The sequence below is a fragment of the Paenibacillus sp. J22P51 genome (genome assembly GCF_059692215.1).
Window position 1 is genome coordinate 389,211 of record NZ_JCAUAZ010000003.1, and the last position, 15,235, is coordinate 404,445.

A 15,235-nucleotide genomic window follows, 5' to 3' on the forward strand; every position below is an offset into this window, starting at 1 on the left:
CCTAGCGAGTTCCCTTTTAAGATAGGAGTAGCTGCACTATTTTATGGGAACGAAGGTGTACTGCCGTGACTTATTTTCTTGTATATTTATTGCTGATGAATATCATTACATTTATTGAGATGGGACATGACAAAGGGCAAGCCAAAAAAGGCGGCCGCCGTGTGCCGGAAAAACGCCTTTTCTTACTCGCTGCCCTCGGCGGTGGGATTGGTGGTTGGCTCGGTATGCGGATGTGGAGGCATAAAACGAAGCACACTTCGTTTGTCGTGGGCTTTCCATTGCTTATTGCGTTAAATTGCATCTGCGTTATCTTAATCGCCATGTATATGTAAGAGAAGGGACAGCTGCCGGGAACGGTGGCTGTTTTTTTGTTGTATTAGGGTGGTAGGACTAGTAGAAGGATAACCATAACCATAACCCCGAAGCACGAACTCGAACTCGAATCTGACCCCTGAACCCTGAACCCCAACCCGAACCTCCACACTTTGCCCTTAACTAATTTAACTGGAAAAACTCCGGTTATTTTCCAAAAATCTCTTCGGAATTTCCGATTAGATGGAAAATATGTAGTTAAAATCGTTGTTTTTTGAGGTTCTTCGAATATTCGCAACAAATACATGCATGAAATCCAGTTATTTGGTATTTATTGCGAAAAAGAGCGAATTTAACTGTACTTTTTCCATTTAAACGCTTCCGCTTCCGCACATCTTCCATTTGAATAGATGAGAAATTTACCGCATGACCGATCATTCTGCTACAAAAGGTCTTGTCCGACTTCAGGGTTATCCATATTGGTTTTTCTTATATAAAGCTGTCTCAGTCAAGTTTGCCTACTTTCACTCATAGGATAGGAGCATGACGGGTATCGGAGGTGCGGGTATGAGTTATCAGCAATATGGCATCGATCCTGCGCTCGTGGAGCGTGTGAAGTTCAAGATGAAAAACCCTGAGGTAAAGGAACGCATCAAAATGCTGCTGCAAGGCGTCACGAAGGCAGATTTACAAAACACGGCGAAGGTTACGCGCCTAATCGGTCTTGCCGCGGGTATTTTCGGTGAAAAGCTTAGTGGGAACCAAACACACCAGATTTTAACGTTTATCCTCGCGCAAAAGATTGACCCAAATAACACGTTTCACTTGATTCGATTATGGTCCATGTTTCGATAGGTGCACGCTGAAAACTCCACTTGCAGAGCGGAAGATGCTCTGCAAGTGGAGTTTTTCGTATGAAGACTAGGAACTAACGGTATGCGACTCGCACATTTTTCGAAAAAATAGGTAGAAATAGGTAATTTTATAGTGATTAACTTCAATAATTCCTGTTATTAGTAAAAAAATATCCAAAAAACCACTTGCATAACGAATACGTGTTCGGTATATAATATGGAAAAACGAATATATGTTCGCATATGGTGGTGAGAACATTGAGTGGTACTTCAAGGGTTGAGACAGAAGAGGATGTTCAAATGATTAAGGAATACACGCTGTTGCCGATTTTGCTTGATATGCTGGCAAGAGATATGGAGGAGCTTAAGGTTTATAAAGATAAAATTGTTTATAATCACATACTTTTTTACCTCAGAGAGGTTGAGATGGCTATTTATCCAGAATTACAACGGTTGAAAAGTAAGATGAAGCAGCGAGATATTAAGGTGATCCACACGGAAATGAATGCTTTAGGCATTCAAGTAGAGTACAAAGTTCGAGGTTACATCCATCATTTCACGATGCTTCGTAGTTTGGTCAAGGCTGAGCTTATGACTACGCTGATGAATATGCGGGGGGAATTGCGATGAGCAAGGGGAACAAGGGTGGGGAACGAACGATCTTCCTGGCAGATTGTCAGAGCTTCTACGCAAGTGTAGAGAAGGCCGATCATCCAGGTCTAGAGAATAAGCCAGTTGCCGTTGCAGGAGACCCTGCGTTAAGGTCAGGTATTATTTTAGCCGCCTGCCCTGTTGCCAAAGGATATGGTGTATCCACAGCGGAACGGTTGGGTGAAGCACTTAAGAAGTGCCCAGAGTTGATTGTCATGCGGCCACGGATGCAGCATTACATTGATATTTCGCTGATGATTACCAACATCTATCAGGAATTCACGGATCTCGTTGAAATTTTTAGTATTGATGAGCAGTTTCTGGACGTTACAGGGAGTTTGCCGCTCTTTGGAGATGCGGAGAAGGTAGCGATGAGTCTACAGTATAAAGTGCTCAAACAAACAGGTGTCAAAGTTCGCGTAGGTATTAGCTCGAATAAAATTCTAGCGAAAATAGCGACGGATATATGGGCTAAAAAGAATGCGACCGGCATTTTCACGCTACTCCCATCTGCCATTGAGGAACACTTGTGGAAGGAGCCAGTCAGTAAAATGTTCGGTGTTGGCTCGCGGATGACGGCCCATTTTGCCAAATTGGGCATGTATACCATCGGCGATGTGGCACGGACGCCGCTGCCGCAGCTTAAGCAGAAATTTCGCGCGCGCTTCGGCAAGCAGTCGGATATTCACGCAGAGGTGATGTGGCGGACGGCGAATGGTTTGGATGACAGTCCAGTTACGCCTGGCACGTTTGATACACCTCCGAAGTCCATCGGCCATATGATGACGCTGCCGAGGGATTACGCGGAATCGTCGGAAGTGAACACGATCCTCATGGAGCTGACCGAGGAAGTGTGCCGGGACTGCCGGCGCAAAGGCTATATGGCTTCTATCGTGACGGTCAGCTGTATGTGCAGTCCTTTTGATGCGCCAACAGGCTTCTCACGCCAGATGAAGATGCCGGATCCGACGAATCATACCGGTACCGTGTTTCAAGCTGTGAAGCAGCTTTTCTATAAGTTCTGGGACACCATGCCTGTTCGCCGTGCGGGCGTTATGCTGAGCCAGTTCGTGGATGACGAGACATACCAGCTCACCCTTTTCGAAGATCAAGTTAAGGCGCGAGAGCTGGAGAAAGTGACGGACAGAATTAAGGATAGGTTCGGCAATGCGGCGATTGTTCGCGCGTCCTCCCTGACGACAGCCGGTCAAGCGCAGGTTCGCTCGCTCAAAATCGGAGGTCACTATAAATGAGTAAAAAATTGCAGAATAACGGCTTATGGGAGTCAAGTCGCATGATGCTGCCGCAGCACCGAGAAGCAGTTCAAAGCCAACGTCATGACAAACCGGTTCCTACGAAGCGCCCAACTGCGGATGACATTAGCATTATACGAGAATCAGTCCTGCTGCCGCTGATGCATACAATTATTTTGCGAAGGGCGCGCGAAGTGGAGCGTTCCTCCGAGATGCTACGCACACTTTATTCGAAGGTGGCCCAGGTACTGGCCAAAAACATGCACGCCGATTTAGCAAAAGTGAAGCGGCATATGCTGGAGCATGATATGCACGTTGCGGAAGAGGAGAAAGACGATCAGATGATCCGTTACCGGTATAGGTGCCGTGAGCACGAGGATCGATTTACGATGACGAGAGACTATATGCGTGCTGAAATTGGCGCGAGAATAGGCCGATATGCCGACAGTCTGGTCACAACCATTTATGGGACGGATCCGCGTGTGAGTGTGTTAGAGACGGAAGCGAAGAAGAAATCATGAATATGCCACGAAATATCACGAAGCACCCATTCGCACACAGCCTGAAGAAGAACGGTTCTTCGGGCTGTACGAATTGACGTCAGCCTATCTTTTTTCCATAATGGAGAGAGGGAATTGGATAACCGTGTGAAGGAGAAGGATGTTTACCTATGTGCGGACGCTACACGATCACTGTTACGTTAGAGGAATTGATGCTGCGTTATGATATGTACGATACCTATATGCCGAGATACAGCCCCAAATATAATGTAGCGCCTGGACAGCAGGTGATGGCGATCGTTCATGACGGGCAGAGAAATAAGCTAGGGGAGCTGCGATGGGGACTGATTCCAGAATGGGCCAAAGATGAGAAAATGGGCTATCAAATGCTCAACGCGCGCTCCGAAACCTTAGTGGACAAGCCTGCTTTTCGCAAACCATTTGAACGCAAGCGCTGCCTCATCCCAGCTGATTCTTTCTATGACTGGAAAGGAACGGGCAAGCAGAAGCAGCCGATGCGCATCATGCTGCGCAGCAAGGAACTATTCAGCATGGCGGGACTGTACGACACATGGACGTCCCCCGAAGGCGTACGCATCTCAACATGTACTGTCATTACGACGGAGTCGAACGAGATGATGAAGGATATTCATGAGCGAATGCCTGTCATTTTGCCACGGGAGAAGGAAGCAGTTTGGCTGGATCGCGGTATGAAGAATGTTGATCAACTGCGTGCATTGCTGCAGCCATTCCCCTCGGAGTTAATGATGGCCTACCCTGTGTCTAGTCGAGTGGGGAATGTGCGGAATGATGATGAGCTATGCATAGAGCCGATAAGTCTTTTGCTTTAAAAGGTAGAGGGTAATAGAGAATGGGAGCGTCCAAGAAACATGAGAAATGGTATGGTAATTAGGATCACGCTTATACTTGCTATTGTCGTGGGTATTAACGGTTATATAGGCTGGCACTTGAAGGTTTTTCTAGCGTATTTGATGGGTGCTTCCTTTCAGCCTGTGGTGTATTGGATTGTGTATTGGATTGTTGCTTTATCTTATTTATTAGCATGGTTTGGATCGCGCATGTTGCCTCCAAGTGTATCGCGGCTTTTTAAAATAATCGGCTCCTACTGGTTTGCCCTCATCCAATTTGGCGTGCTCCTTCTACCATTGACCGACGTGATGATCGCTGTACTCCACTTCGCATCCGTCTCGCCAATGACCTATGTGCCGATTCTGGGTTGGATTGACGTAGCTGTTGTACTTGCTCTACTCGCATTAGGCTCGTATCTGGCACGGACGCCGATCATCCGCAAGTATGAAGTTACGATTCCCAAACGAGCAGGGGACTGGGAACAGCTTCGTGTAGCAGTCGCCTCGGACATTCATTTAGGAGCAGTCGTCGGTAACCGTCATTTGCGCAAGCTTGTCAAGTATGTGAATGGGATGAAACCTGATCTGATTCTACTGCCTGGTGATGTCATAGACGATGATATTAAACCTTTTATTCGTTATCAAATGGGACAAACCATGCGAGAACTGAAGGCACCGTTAGGCATTTATGCCGTACTTGGCAACCATGAATACTATGGCGGACATATTCCAGCCTTCGTGGAACAAATGGAACAAATCGGCATTCGCGTGCTGATGGATGAAGTCATTCATGTCCAAGAGAGCGTATATCTCGTGGGGCGTAAGGATAAATCAGCGGAACATTCCGCTGGAGGACGTAAACCGCTAGTGTCCTTGATGGAGGGCATAAACCTTGCGCAGCCGATTATCGTTATGGATCATCAACCGTACCAACTAGACGTAGCGGCAGCCACAGGCGCCGATGTGATGCTGTCAGGTCATACACACCGTGGTCAAATAGCACCGAATCATCTGTTCACCAGACGGATTTTTGAGCTGGATTGGGGCTATTTACGCAAAGGTAACCTACACGCGATTGTGTCCTCTGGCTTCGGTACATGGGGACCACCGATCCGTTTAGGCAGTCAATCTGAAATCATTGAGCTGATCATCCATTTTACAAGTAACGAAAGAAAAGAGGATTAACCCTTATGCAAGAGCTAGAGAAGAAACAAATTACCCCTGTAGAGCTGGCAGCAGCGATGATGCAGTTTACGATGAAGAGCATAGAGAATAGTTGGGACACATTGAAACCCGCTATAATAGCCTATTTACCGCAACCTGTCTTAACGATGGCGAAAGAAGATGAACTGCTAAGAGATATTTATGTAGCGGCCTTGGCGCTGGAAATTTACTGTATTCCGCACGCTTTTGAGGAAGAAACAGCACGGCTAGTTAGTTTAGCAATGGGCAAGGTGATGGTTTCAGAGAACTTAGCAGAGCATCGCTTATCGGAATCGATTGCACAGAACTATCTCCCGCGGTTAGAGGCTGTAGCCGAGACGACGCCTGCTGATTTGGCGTTTGAGCTTGTTCAAGAAGCAGCGAAGATTCTCTACGAGCGCATAGAGCTTCCCTTGAAGCCTGCAGATCCAGCCACGAGCTTGCTGTGGGCAAGGTTATTTCCATTTTTAGCTGGCATCGTTGGGAAATGGCCGATCTTGGCCACGAAATTTGAAGTTAAGCCAGAGTAACAGAGGGTGTAATAAGCCCAAGGACGGAGGTAGCAGCACAAATGGCAAACAAACGAATTCACGTTTATGTTTTATCTGGATTCCTGGGGAGCGGGAAAACGACCTTACTCACCAAGGCCATCGATTATTTCACTGAAGCGGGACGCAAGCCTGCCGTGATCATGAATGAAATTGGAGAAGTGAATTTGGATGGACAGTTAATAGCAAATGAGGTACCCATGTCTGAGCTGCTCGGCGGATGCATTTGCTGTTCTAGTCGTGGAGATCTCGCCACAGCCTTGAACGAATTAGTGACGGGGGAGCAACCGGATTTGATTTTCGTTGAATCAACGGGGATTGCAAATCCGATGGAGATTATTGATGAGGTAACCGATGCTTCGCTCATATTTCCGATAGAGCTTTCAGCCATGATCACTGTTGTGGATGCACCACAGCTGCTTGAGTTAAACCGAACAAGTCGCGGAAAAACCTATCGGCTTATGCGAGATCAAATCCGCTGTGCCAACTTGCTACTGCTCAACAAGACGGACCTGCTGCACGAAACGGCGCTTCAAGAAGTGCATGATCTTGTACGGGAATGGAATCCCTATGCGGAATTGCATTATACCGTGTACAGTCAGATTGATATCAAGCTGATCGAAGACATTCATACAGAAGTTTCTGGCAGAGCGTCTGAGCAGTCCGAATCGAACGATGAGAACCAGCCGAATAGCAACGAGCATCACCATGAGGATGGCAATCATCACCATTCACATCGCCATGTGATGGCGTATACACATTTTTTTGAACGGGCCGTAGATAGCAACGCGTTTGAGGAATTCGTAAGTAAACTCCCTCAGGAAGTGTATCGTGCCAAAGGGATTCTCAGCTTCTCGGATACATCGAGTCGGTTCTTATTTCAATATGCGTACAGAGAGATGGATTTTGTGAAAATAACGCCAAAAGGCGATGTGCCTGACGTTGCCGTCTTCATCGGGGAGAACTTCGACAAAGATGTCATACGTGCGGAATTGCTGAAGTTAGAAGCGGTGTCCGATGAATCGGCTATCGGCTAGCCGGAAATTATAAATCCTCAACACAGGTTGAGGGTTTTTCTATAGGAATACTAGCGCTGCTTAATTCCGTGCTTTGCAAATTCCGTCATCGTTCTACACTTGACGCAAGCGGTCCATTTGCTGCACTATAATAAGAGAACATTTCAACACAGAGGGGTAATGCAAGTGAGTACGCATACGGATACGATCGATGAGATGCTAAGAGCGATGTCGCAAAAGGGCTGGCGAATTACAGAGCAGCGCAGAAGCTTAGCGACCTTGTTTGCAGAGTCGGGTAGTTACTTATCGCCGAAGGATGTTTATGAGCATATGAAAATGAAATATCCAGGCGTAAGCTTCGATACTGTGTATCGTAATCTCCGATTGTTGAGTGAGATGGGTGTTCTGGAGCAATTTCATTTGGCGGATGGCTTGAAGTTCAAAGCAAGCTGCTTGTCACACCATCATCATCACATGATTTGCGTCAGCTGCGAGAAGACCGTTACGTTCGAGTTCTGTCCGATGAAGCTTGTGCAGGATTTGCCGGAGAGCTTTGAGATTCAAAGCCATCGGTTTGAAATATTTGGCTATTGTGCGGATTGTAAAACAGCTATGCCTACCGCTCAAGCAGGAGAATAGCTTATTGTTACAGGCGCCACGAAAAAAAGAGAGCAGCCTGCTGGGAATGAACCTGGCTAGGCTGCTCTTTTGCGTGAGCGGAGCTATTTACCTTTGGTAACGTGAAGCAGCTCGGGAACTGTGACGAATGTGTAGCCAGCGGCTTTAAGTTTATTGATTAACGGTCCGATTGCTTGGACAGTTCCTGATAAATCCTGGCTGTCCGCACCTCCAGAGTGCTGGAGAATAATGGACCCAGGTTTTGTTTGCTGCATGATGTTATGAAGGACTTGATCGGAATTTAGTGATTTCCAATCAAGGGAATCGACATTCCAATTCACAATTAAATAGTGATGATCGGCGATCCATTTGACCTGCTCTTCATTAATTGCACCATAGGGTGGACGTATTAACCTAGGGGCGTAGCCGATAAGGCCCTGCAGCACACTTTCTGTACTTTGAATTTGGTTTTGAAATTTATCCGCAGAGAGCTTGGGTAGATTCTCATGACTGTAAGAGTGGTTGCCAATCACATGGCCCTCATTCACGATTCGCCGTATGATGTCGGGATGCGTGCTAGCCATTGCACCAAGTACAAAAAAGGTAGCCTTCACTTGATTCGCTTTCAAGGCATCAAGAACTTTAGGTGTAAACCGCGTATCGGGTCCGTCGTCAAAGGTTAATGCGACTTTCTTCTCTTGACTGGAGCCGCGTAGCTTGAACGTATCGGGGTATTTAACAACTAGCTGTGAGAGCGTGAGCTTTTTCTGAGAAATTCGGATTTGGCCTTGGTTTTTTTGAACGGGCAAGGAAGGCCGCTTAGTAGCTTCTGGCTGAGTTGCTGTTTTTTTAGGGCTAATCTTAGGCTTCACACTAGGCGTCAACGTAGGATTTGGTGCTCGTGTAGCTGTTGGCTGCACAGAAGTTGAGGGTGTGCTCGTAGGTGACACCAAGCGAATGCGATTCTTTGAACCTGCATCATCTGTAACAAGCTGGGACTCCTCGAAGTCCCTACTTGCCTCCGTGGATGTCTGGGTGACATCTGGATGGGCATGTTGGGCTGAACTCTGATCTTGAAAAGGCTTTGAAAAAGGCGCACCGCAGCTGGTTACAAGCAGACAAACGATGCTAAAGGACCAAAGCCGCTTGGTCATGGCAATCCCCTCCGAGCATTATGAATATGCTCTAGTTTCTGTTAGGGAGGGAGATCTTATCCAGTGCAAATAACGGAAACGGATGGTCTTTGTAGATGGTCAGGTAAGATGTGAACCGATCATGAAATGATTTTTTGAAACGTAACAATATCTAGAAATTGCCCCCATTTGAAGCCGACCTCGCGATAATGCGCACATTGCTGATAGTCATTCCGAGTGAACATGTGAATGCTGGCTGAATTATCCGCACAAACAGTCGCAATTAGGGAGTGGAAGCCGCGCTCTTTGGCGATCGCTTCTACGTATTGAATAGAGGCAGAGCCGAGGCCTTTGCCGACGCAATCTGGATGAAGGTAAATCGTCACCTCACCGGTCGTATCATAGGCTTGTTTTTTCTTGTGGGGCATCACTTGAACATAGCCTTGTGGCTTCTCATCTAGTAGAATCACGTAAGTCTGATAGCGGGGGTTGGTGTGGACCACACTTTCTGTGAACTCGGGTAATGCAACAGGTTCCGTATGGAAAGAATAGGTCGTGTGAACAACGAAATGATTGTAAATATCCATCAGAAAAGGAATGTCGGACGACTCTAATGGTTTGAATGTTAGGGTGGACATGATGTGGGCACCTCGCTGAGTTTAGTAAACAATTTTCGATATATGTTCCACAGCAATAGCCAAATACCTCTTTGAAATGACATATTCAAATAGACATTCCGTCCTAATCCATGTATCTTAAATATAATATCTACTAGAATTAGGGGGAGTCACATGTCAGGCAATTCAAGTTATATTCTCGTGATCGTTATTGGAGTCATCGTACTCGCTGGACTGACTTACATGAATCTTCGCAAAATAAGTAAATCAACAGCTGATCTAACTCAGCTTAAGAAAAGAACGCTTCTCTGGAGCGAAATCTCCCTTGCGTTATTCGTTGTGCAATTGTTTTTCCGTGACCGGAACGGCGGATTTTTGTTATTCTTCGGGATTCTAACTTTGTTTACAGGGGCGCATTACTTAGGGGTCTTATATTATTCACGCAAAAGAAACCGATAAAAATAAAGAAGGCTCTCCAAGTAGTCCATCTACGAGGGGGAGCCTTTATTTTATTTTCAGAGGCACACAAGCTTAGACTGACATTCTAGTCGTTCCAATTCGTCGGCTGCGTCTTTGTTGGTGTTTTCCATTTCTGATACCATTTCTTCTTCTGCTTCTGTCCCATTAATGTTCGCAACTGCAGCATCACAAGCTTGGCGCGGTCTTCATCGGCATACTTGTCACGCAGATTCTCAAATACAGGTTGATCTTTCATGGCTGACCTTCTTTTCTGACTGTAGGATGATGTAAAATAAAGGGAATGTATGTTCTTGTTTTGATTATAGCATAAAATGGAAGGGGGCATCAAGCCAGCAGAAGGAGAGTGTGCTGTAAATGTGGAATGTAACTAGTAGCCAAACAAATGCTTGGTTCAACTAACTAGCCATAAAGATTATTATTTCCTAACGAGGTGAACAATGAAAAAGTTTATTCTATTTTTACTAGTACTCTCAATCCCCGTTGGAGTAGCTGGCGCTGCCACTATAAATGGAGATTTCGAAGGTAATCCCATTGTAAATGTAACATCTGATGGACAAGTTTTAAATGTCGATGAAATACCCGCAATGATTTATAAAGATCACACAGTAGTACCCTTGTCCATGTTGCGACAACTCGGGGTTCTCGTAACATGGAATCCCAATACCTATAGTGTTAATGTGACAATGCCTCAATCTCCCCCAGCAGAAACACAATTAGATCCTGCAAAACAAGAATTAGAATACTTGCAGAATGCATACCAATGGCTAAAGGATACAGATACAGCATTACTAACCTTCTCACAACAACTTCAGCCGTATGCCAATTTAACTAATGGTAGCGAATATGCTTATCAATTAAATGCGGATTTTGAAGAATTAATGAAACTATACAATGACTCTAGCCAAATGGCACAAAAACTTGCAGAAACAGTGAGTAATTCAGATGATCTGATATCTATTATTAAGAGTGAGAGCATTGCAATTAACAATATTCAACAAACAAAGAACCTGCTATCTTTTAAACTAACTGGAAATATAATGCCTGAATTCGAGAAACAATTTAGCATCAGCCTGCTTAGCTCATTGCGAGTCGCACAAAAAAACTTGAACAACACGAATGCAATCATTCATGAACTACAGATTAAGAATAATAAACTCTTGCCAGATAAATCTTCTAATAGCAAAACCGTGTCCAAAATATAACTGTAGAAAACGCAAAAGAGGCCCAAAGGATATGTGGGCATTTTTGCGTTATTTTGTGTGAAATGACTGTCCTATAAAATAATAACGGCGACTGCTTGCGCAGCCGCCTCATGGGAGAGGAGAAACCGGATGAAGAGCTTATGGGGAAACGTAAGCCTTCTCCGCGGTTGTCTACGACATTCTCTGATGTCGATAGTTCAAGCATGACCGTTTTACGGTAAATTTATACATCGGAGGGATAAAATTTTTGTGTCAGATTAGTGCTTGTGGTACGATAGCAAAAGAATGAACCAGCAAGAAGGGAATAAAGTACGATGAGAGTGATTTCAGGCACGGCCAAAGGCCGGTCGTTAAAGGCTGTACCTGGTACAAGCACACGGCCAACAACAGATAAAGTGAAAGAAGCGATCTTCAGTATGATCGGACCTTATTTCGACGGAGGGCAGGTGCTAGATCTGTTCGCTGGCACGGGAGGGCTTGGGATTGAAGCGCTGAGCCGTGGCATGGATAAGGCGGTATTTATTGATATCGAGAAGAAAAGTATCGATACGATTCAACATAATGTTGAAGTAGCCAAAGTGAAGGATCAGGTGGAGATTTACCGCACGGATGCGGCAAGAGCGTTGAAGGTATTGGCGAAGCGGGCGGAACAATTCCAACTGGTATTTCTGGATCCTCCTTATCGGATGAAAGGGATCGCTGAACTAATGACGACGATGGAGGAACAAGCCATAGTCGAGGCGAACGCTACGATCGTGGTCGAGCACGACGCCAAGGATGTACTGCTAGAAACGATAGGTGGATTCAAGCAGCTACGTAGAGCGGATTATGGGGATACGGCTGTTACGATATTTAAACGCGACATAGCGTCTGTATGAATCAGTAATTGAAGGAGATGAACAGCATGATGAGGCAAGAACACGGTATTACAGTCGCGGTATATCCAGGGAGCTTTGACCCGGTTACCTATGGCCATCTTGATATTATACATAGAGCAGCAAAAGTATTTGATAAGCTAATTGTAGCGGTGCTGAATAACACGTCCAAAAATGCGCTATTCACCCTGGAAGAACGGATGGAACTGCTTCGAAAAGTAACCGCGGATCTGCCTAATGTGGAGATTGACGGTTTTCGGGACTTGATGGTCAATTACATGAAAGCTCGTAATGTCAGGCTTATCGTTCGCGGACTTCGGGCCGTTTCGGATTTTGAGTATGAATTGCAAATGGCATCGACGAATCATAAGCTGAATCCGGATGTGGAGACGTTCTTTATGACGTCGAAGCCGCAGTTTTCGTATTTGAGCTCAAGCATTGTGAAAGAGATTGCCAAATTCCATGGACCTGTCGAGGATCTCGTACCGGCGGAAGTGGAAGAGGAGTTACGCAAGAAATTCCCTCAGACCTAACAGACAGATCTAAAGGAATTTCAAGTTAATCCATTGTTTTTCTATGAAAGAGGCGCAGTCCAACCGAAACCAATAGCATGAAGGTAAAAAGAAAAAAGAATTGCGACAGCATTGGTCCCCATAGGCCCCATGCCGATTCGCCGTTCAAAGGAAACGGTGCCGCGGCGGCCGTGTTAGCAGCGAGATCTAACCTAAGAAAGCTAGGTTCTGTATCTAACAGAAGCAACTGCAAAGGTTTCCATAGCAAAATGGTTGTGAACAACGCAAGCACGGCATGCAGAGCACGGGATTGAAGAAAGAACGTGTAACGCGCATCGGTTTTCTGATGAAAGCCAGCCACCTGTGCATGGGCTGACAAGCCTCCCCAGCCGAGGAATGCGCTAAGCAGCGCCAATTGAGGCAGAAGCGGGAGATCCTTAGCTTGGCTAAAAGCATACGAACCAAGGTGAATCTCCATCAATCCTTTGATCCATTGTGGTGTTGTATCCGTGAAAACCCCCATAAAGCTAAGTAGAAATTGAATGATGGGGCGGAGCATATCGGCAAAATGAGTGATGGAGATGACGTTGATTAACACGGAAAATATCATCATATAGCCGCCTATCAACATCAGCGTCTGTACAGCGGATGTTACTGCATCGCCAAGCAGCTTGCCAAAAGCACGCCCATCCTCCCAATAGGCTTGGCGCATCGTCATAAGGGCTGATTTCCAAATGGAAGCATTCTGCATTTCCTTTGGTCTAAGTGTCCGAGATTTCGCCTCAACAAGAGCAGGTGCTATAGTTTGTTTGCTATGTCGCATCAAGAAGCCTGTTGCGATCGCGGAAATGTAATGAATGATGGCAAGTAAGATCCCTAGCTTGGCATTGTGAAGGAATCCGATACCGATAACCATAATAAGGAATAGAGGACTGCACAAATGGGAGAGGGCTGTTAAACGCTCTGTTTCTGTACGTGTAAGGAGATTTTTTTCACGCAGGGATGCAGTAATTTTAGCGCCTGCTGGAAATCCTACAACAAAGCCTGAAGCCAGTGCCCAACCGCTCACACCAGGGAGACGGAAAATAACGCGCATCAGCGGCTCCAAGAGCACGCCTGTCCCTTGGATGACACCGAAGCCGATCAAGAGCTCGGTCATAATGAGGAATGGCATCAAAGCAGGGAAGACGAGCTTCCACCAGACGGTCAACCCCTCGAGGGAAGACTGAAAAGCTTTATCTGGAAATAAAATGATAGATATAACGACTAGTCCAGCCAAAGCTCCCAGAACTAGTGTTGTAAATTTAGAACTGGATCTTATATTCATAGGCTGCATAGCATCACCTCGTCCTTCGAACATGCTTCATTGTACGCAACATGGAAGGTGATTAGACCAAGCATTCGATGAGATTGTATAGCCAAAAACATCAAGAGAAAACAACAGGAAAGGGGAGCCTGTATGGATAAGGAAGAAGAGAGCACGATACGTACGTGGTCGAATGATTCGTATCGTTATCCCAGAAGCTCAGCGACGAGACGCTATCTAATATCTGCACTAGTAGGTATTATCATTGTATATTTGCTGTTTTTTGTGCGATTGCCCTTTTTTATTTTTATGCCGGGTACCGCGGAAGAAATCAAGCCGATGGTGTCGATTTCCAAGAGCACCGGTGCAGAAAAAGGGACGCTCATGCTAACAACCGTGCGCGTAGCAGATGCCAATGTCGTGAACTATTTGGTAGGACTCGTTCATCCCTATGAAGAAATACAGCCCAAAACGGCCGTACTCAAGAAGGGAGAGTCTGAGCAGGAGTACACACAGCGTCAGGAATATGTCATGCTGACCTCACAAGCAAGTGCGATTCAAGCTGCTTATACCGAGGCCAAGGTTCCTTTTCATATTGACCATGAGGGCGTGATGGTGCTGCAGACCGTGCCAGGCATGTCAGGTGAGAAGGTGCTTAAGCCAGGTGATGTGCTTTTAAAGGCCGGGGATAAAGATGTGAAGGTTGCACAGGATCTACTGGACTCGCTCGCAGGCAAGAAAGCAGGAGAAACCATCTCAATTACGTATGCTAGAAAGAAGACCGAGTTGCAGACGACATTGACTTTGGGGGCATTGCCGCTTCAAGAGGGGGAAAAGGTGCCGCGGGCAGGGATTGGTGTAGTGCCAGCAGGTATGCAGTCGGTGAAAGCCGATAAGGAAGATCAACAGGTGTCGATTAAGGCAGGCGATATTGGGGGGCCTTCAGCAGGCTTGATGTTCTCTTTGGAGATATTTAATCAGCTTGTACCCGAAGATATTACGAAGGGCTATCGGATTGCTGGGACAGGAACAATAGAAGCCAATGGCACCGTGGGTCCGATTGGCGGCATTCAACACAAAATTATTGCTGCAGATCGGGAAAAAGCAGAGATTTTCTTTGCTCCCAAAAATATAACCTACAAAGACGGGACCAAAATCGAGAATTATTCCGATGCGGTTAAGAGAGCCAACCAAATCAAGACGAAGATGAAAATCGTCGAAATTGGCACCATGGAAGACGCACTGAAATATCTAGCAGCATTGCCTCTGAAATAAGTCATATCTAG

Annotated in this window: 19 protein-coding genes; 15 read left to right on the plus strand and 4 right to left on the minus strand. The window is 45.9% G+C overall.

The genetic code is table 11. The features are described from left to right. Positions 1–65: 65 nt before the first annotated feature. The 10 genes from AC58QC_RS09965 (at position 66) to AC58QC_RS10010 (ending at position 7,845) form a co-directional block, all read left to right on the plus strand. Positions 66–332: a DUF1294 domain-containing protein gene (locus tag AC58QC_RS09965; RefSeq protein ID WP_497415006.1), complete on the plus strand. Its 267-nt coding sequence runs from the start codon at positions 66–68 to the stop codon at positions 330–332. Between the two features lie 547 nt (positions 333–879). Beyond that, complete coding sequence (locus tag AC58QC_RS09970; RefSeq protein ID WP_497415007.1) at positions 880–1,167, plus strand: stage VI sporulation protein F; 288 nt, start codon at positions 880–882, stop codon at positions 1,165–1,167. Positions 1,168–1,409: 242 nt separating this feature from the next. Then, positions 1,410–1,796 carry a YhjD family protein gene (locus AC58QC_RS09975; RefSeq protein ID WP_497415008.1) on the plus strand — a complete coding sequence of 129 codons (387 nt, stop codon included), beginning with the start codon at positions 1,410–1,412 and terminating at the stop codon, positions 1,794–1,796. Beyond that, on the plus strand, positions 1,793–3,070 hold the full coding sequence (locus AC58QC_RS09980) for a DNA polymerase IV (RefSeq protein WP_497415009.1): 1,278 nt from the start codon (positions 1,793–1,795) through the stop codon (positions 3,068–3,070). Before AC58QC_RS09975 ends, AC58QC_RS09980 begins: the two co-directional genes overlap by 4 nt. Next, a complete protein-coding gene (locus tag AC58QC_RS09985) occupies positions 3,067–3,591 on the plus strand; it encodes a YhjD family protein (protein WP_497415010.1) in 525 nt (174 codons plus the stop codon). Before AC58QC_RS09980 ends, AC58QC_RS09985 begins: the two co-directional genes overlap by 4 nt. A 149-nt stretch (positions 3,592–3,740) precedes the next feature. Continuing rightward, positions 3,741–4,421 (plus strand): SOS response-associated peptidase, encoded by a 681-nt coding sequence (locus AC58QC_RS09990; RefSeq protein ID WP_497415011.1) that lies wholly within the window; start codon positions 3,741–3,743, stop codon positions 4,419–4,421. Positions 4,422–4,460: 39 nt separating this feature from the next. Continuing rightward, positions 4,461–5,624, plus strand: coding sequence for a metallophosphoesterase (locus AC58QC_RS09995; RefSeq protein ID WP_497415012.1), 1,164 nt, complete (start codon positions 4,461–4,463; stop codon positions 5,622–5,624). 5 nt (positions 5,625–5,629) lie between these two features. After that, positions 5,630–6,172: a hypothetical protein gene (locus AC58QC_RS10000; RefSeq protein WP_497415013.1), complete on the plus strand. Its 543-nt coding sequence runs from the start codon at positions 5,630–5,632 to the stop codon at positions 6,170–6,172. A 41-nt stretch (positions 6,173–6,213) separates the two neighbouring features. Further along, complete coding sequence (locus tag AC58QC_RS10005; RefSeq protein ID WP_497415014.1) at positions 6,214–7,227, plus strand: CobW family GTP-binding protein; 1,014 nt, start codon at positions 6,214–6,216, stop codon at positions 7,225–7,227. A gap of 159 nt (positions 7,228–7,386) precedes the next feature. Then, the gene (locus AC58QC_RS10010) at positions 7,387–7,845 is read left to right on the plus strand and encodes a Fur family transcriptional regulator (protein ID WP_497415015.1); all 459 of its coding nucleotides are present in this window, start codon (positions 7,387–7,389) and stop codon (positions 7,843–7,845) included. 83 nt (positions 7,846–7,928) lie between these two features. Here AC58QC_RS10010 and AC58QC_RS10015 read toward each other — a convergent pair whose 3' ends face one another. Both AC58QC_RS10015 and AC58QC_RS10020 read right to left on the minus strand, forming a co-directional pair. Further along, positions 7,929–8,978 carry a polysaccharide deacetylase family protein gene (locus AC58QC_RS10015; protein WP_497415016.1) on the minus strand — a complete coding sequence of 350 codons (1,050 nt, stop codon included), beginning with the start codon at positions 8,976–8,978 and terminating at the stop codon, positions 7,929–7,931. A gap of 119 nt (positions 8,979–9,097) precedes the next feature. Continuing rightward, positions 9,098–9,595, minus strand: coding sequence for a GNAT family N-acetyltransferase (locus AC58QC_RS10020; protein ID WP_497415017.1), 498 nt, complete (start codon positions 9,593–9,595; stop codon positions 9,098–9,100). Positions 9,596–9,748: 153 nt separating this feature from the next. On the opposite strand from AC58QC_RS10020, the gene AC58QC_RS10025 reads away from it, so the two are divergent. Continuing rightward, positions 9,749–10,033, plus strand: a complete 285-nt coding sequence (locus AC58QC_RS10025) for a hypothetical protein (protein ID WP_056624777.1) — start codon at positions 9,749–9,751, stop codon at positions 10,031–10,033. An 85-nt stretch (positions 10,034–10,118) separates the two neighbouring features. Here AC58QC_RS10025 and AC58QC_RS10030 read toward each other — a convergent pair whose 3' ends face one another. After that, a complete protein-coding gene (locus AC58QC_RS10030; RefSeq protein WP_497415018.1) occupies positions 10,119–10,289 on the minus strand; it encodes a hypothetical protein in 171 nt (56 codons plus the stop codon). A gap of 202 nt (positions 10,290–10,491) precedes the next feature. Between AC58QC_RS10030 and AC58QC_RS10035 the strand changes: the two genes are divergently transcribed. From AC58QC_RS10035 to coaD, 3 genes are all read left to right on the plus strand, one after another. Further along, positions 10,492–11,256 (plus strand): stalk domain-containing protein, encoded by a 765-nt coding sequence (locus tag AC58QC_RS10035; RefSeq protein ID WP_497415019.1) that lies wholly within the window; start codon positions 10,492–10,494, stop codon positions 11,254–11,256. Positions 11,257–11,570: 314 nt separating this feature from the next. Further along, on the plus strand, positions 11,571–12,134 hold the full coding sequence (gene rsmD / locus AC58QC_RS10040; RefSeq protein WP_497415020.1) for a 16S rRNA (guanine(966)-N(2))-methyltransferase RsmD: 564 nt from the start codon (positions 11,571–11,573) through the stop codon (positions 12,132–12,134). 17 nt (positions 12,135–12,151) lie between these two features. After that, positions 12,152–12,664 (plus strand): pantetheine-phosphate adenylyltransferase, encoded by a 513-nt coding sequence (coaD, locus tag AC58QC_RS10045; RefSeq protein WP_414813329.1) that lies wholly within the window; start codon positions 12,152–12,154, stop codon positions 12,662–12,664. 25 nt (positions 12,665–12,689) lie between these two features. Here the strand turns inward: coaD and AC58QC_RS10050 are convergent, their stop codons facing one another. Further along, positions 12,690–13,979: a nucleoside recognition domain-containing protein gene (locus AC58QC_RS10050; RefSeq protein WP_497415021.1), complete on the minus strand. Its 1,290-nt coding sequence runs from the start codon at positions 13,977–13,979 to the stop codon at positions 12,690–12,692. A gap of 123 nt (positions 13,980–14,102) precedes the next feature. Between AC58QC_RS10050 and AC58QC_RS10055 the strand changes: the two genes are divergently transcribed. Beyond that, on the plus strand, positions 14,103–15,224 hold the full coding sequence (locus AC58QC_RS10055) for a SepM family pheromone-processing serine protease (protein WP_497415022.1): 1,122 nt from the start codon (positions 14,103–14,105) through the stop codon (positions 15,222–15,224). Positions 15,225–15,235 lie beyond the last annotated feature (11 nt).

What these genes read in the sequence shown, in the direction of transcription:
- AC58QC_RS09970 (WP_497415007.1), top strand. Translation starts at nt 880, where the DNA reads ATGAGTTATCAGCAATATGGCATCGATCCTGCGCTCGTGGAGCGTGTG.
- AC58QC_RS09975 (WP_497415008.1), top strand. Translation starts at nt 1,410, where the DNA reads ATGGTGGTGAGAACATTGAGTGGTACTTCAAGGGTTGAGACAGAAGAG.
- AC58QC_RS09980 (WP_497415009.1), top strand. Translation starts at nt 1,793, where the DNA reads ATGAGCAAGGGGAACAAGGGTGGGGAACGAACGATCTTCCTGGCAGAT.
- AC58QC_RS09985 (WP_497415010.1), top strand. Translation starts at nt 3,067, where the DNA reads ATGAGTAAAAAATTGCAGAATAACGGCTTATGGGAGTCAAGTCGCATG.
- AC58QC_RS09990 (WP_497415011.1), top strand. Translation starts at nt 3,741, where the DNA reads ATGTGCGGACGCTACACGATCACTGTTACGTTAGAGGAATTGATGCTG.
- AC58QC_RS09995 (WP_497415012.1), top strand. Translation starts at nt 4,461, where the DNA reads ATGAGAAATGGTATGGTAATTAGGATCACGCTTATACTTGCTATTGTC.
- AC58QC_RS10000 (WP_497415013.1), top strand. Translation starts at nt 5,630, where the DNA reads ATGCAAGAGCTAGAGAAGAAACAAATTACCCCTGTAGAGCTGGCAGCA.
- AC58QC_RS10005 (WP_497415014.1), top strand. Translation starts at nt 6,214, where the DNA reads ATGGCAAACAAACGAATTCACGTTTATGTTTTATCTGGATTCCTGGGG.
- AC58QC_RS10010 (WP_497415015.1), top strand. Translation starts at nt 7,387, where the DNA reads ATGCAAGTGAGTACGCATACGGATACGATCGATGAGATGCTAAGAGCG.
- AC58QC_RS10015 (WP_497415016.1), bottom strand. Translation starts at nt 8,978, where the DNA reads ATGACCAAGCGGCTTTGGTCCTTTAGCATCGTTTGTCTGCTTGTAACC.
- AC58QC_RS10020 (WP_497415017.1), bottom strand. Translation starts at nt 9,595, where the DNA reads ATGTCCACCCTAACATTCAAACCATTAGAGTCGTCCGACATTCCTTTT.
- AC58QC_RS10025 (WP_056624777.1), top strand. Translation starts at nt 9,749, where the DNA reads ATGTCAGGCAATTCAAGTTATATTCTCGTGATCGTTATTGGAGTCATC.
- AC58QC_RS10030 (WP_497415018.1), bottom strand. Translation starts at nt 10,289, where the DNA reads ATGAAAGATCAACCTGTATTTGAGAATCTGCGTGACAAGTATGCCGAT.
- AC58QC_RS10035 (WP_497415019.1), top strand. Translation starts at nt 10,492, where the DNA reads ATGAAAAAGTTTATTCTATTTTTACTAGTACTCTCAATCCCCGTTGGA.
- rsmD (WP_497415020.1), top strand. Translation starts at nt 11,571, where the DNA reads ATGAGAGTGATTTCAGGCACGGCCAAAGGCCGGTCGTTAAAGGCTGTA.
- coaD (WP_414813329.1), top strand. Translation starts at nt 12,152, where the DNA reads ATGAACAGCATGATGAGGCAAGAACACGGTATTACAGTCGCGGTATAT.
- AC58QC_RS10050 (WP_497415021.1), bottom strand. Translation starts at nt 13,979, where the DNA reads ATGCAGCCTATGAATATAAGATCCAGTTCTAAATTTACAACACTAGTT.
- AC58QC_RS10055 (WP_497415022.1), top strand. Translation starts at nt 14,103, where the DNA reads ATGGATAAGGAAGAAGAGAGCACGATACGTACGTGGTCGAATGATTCG.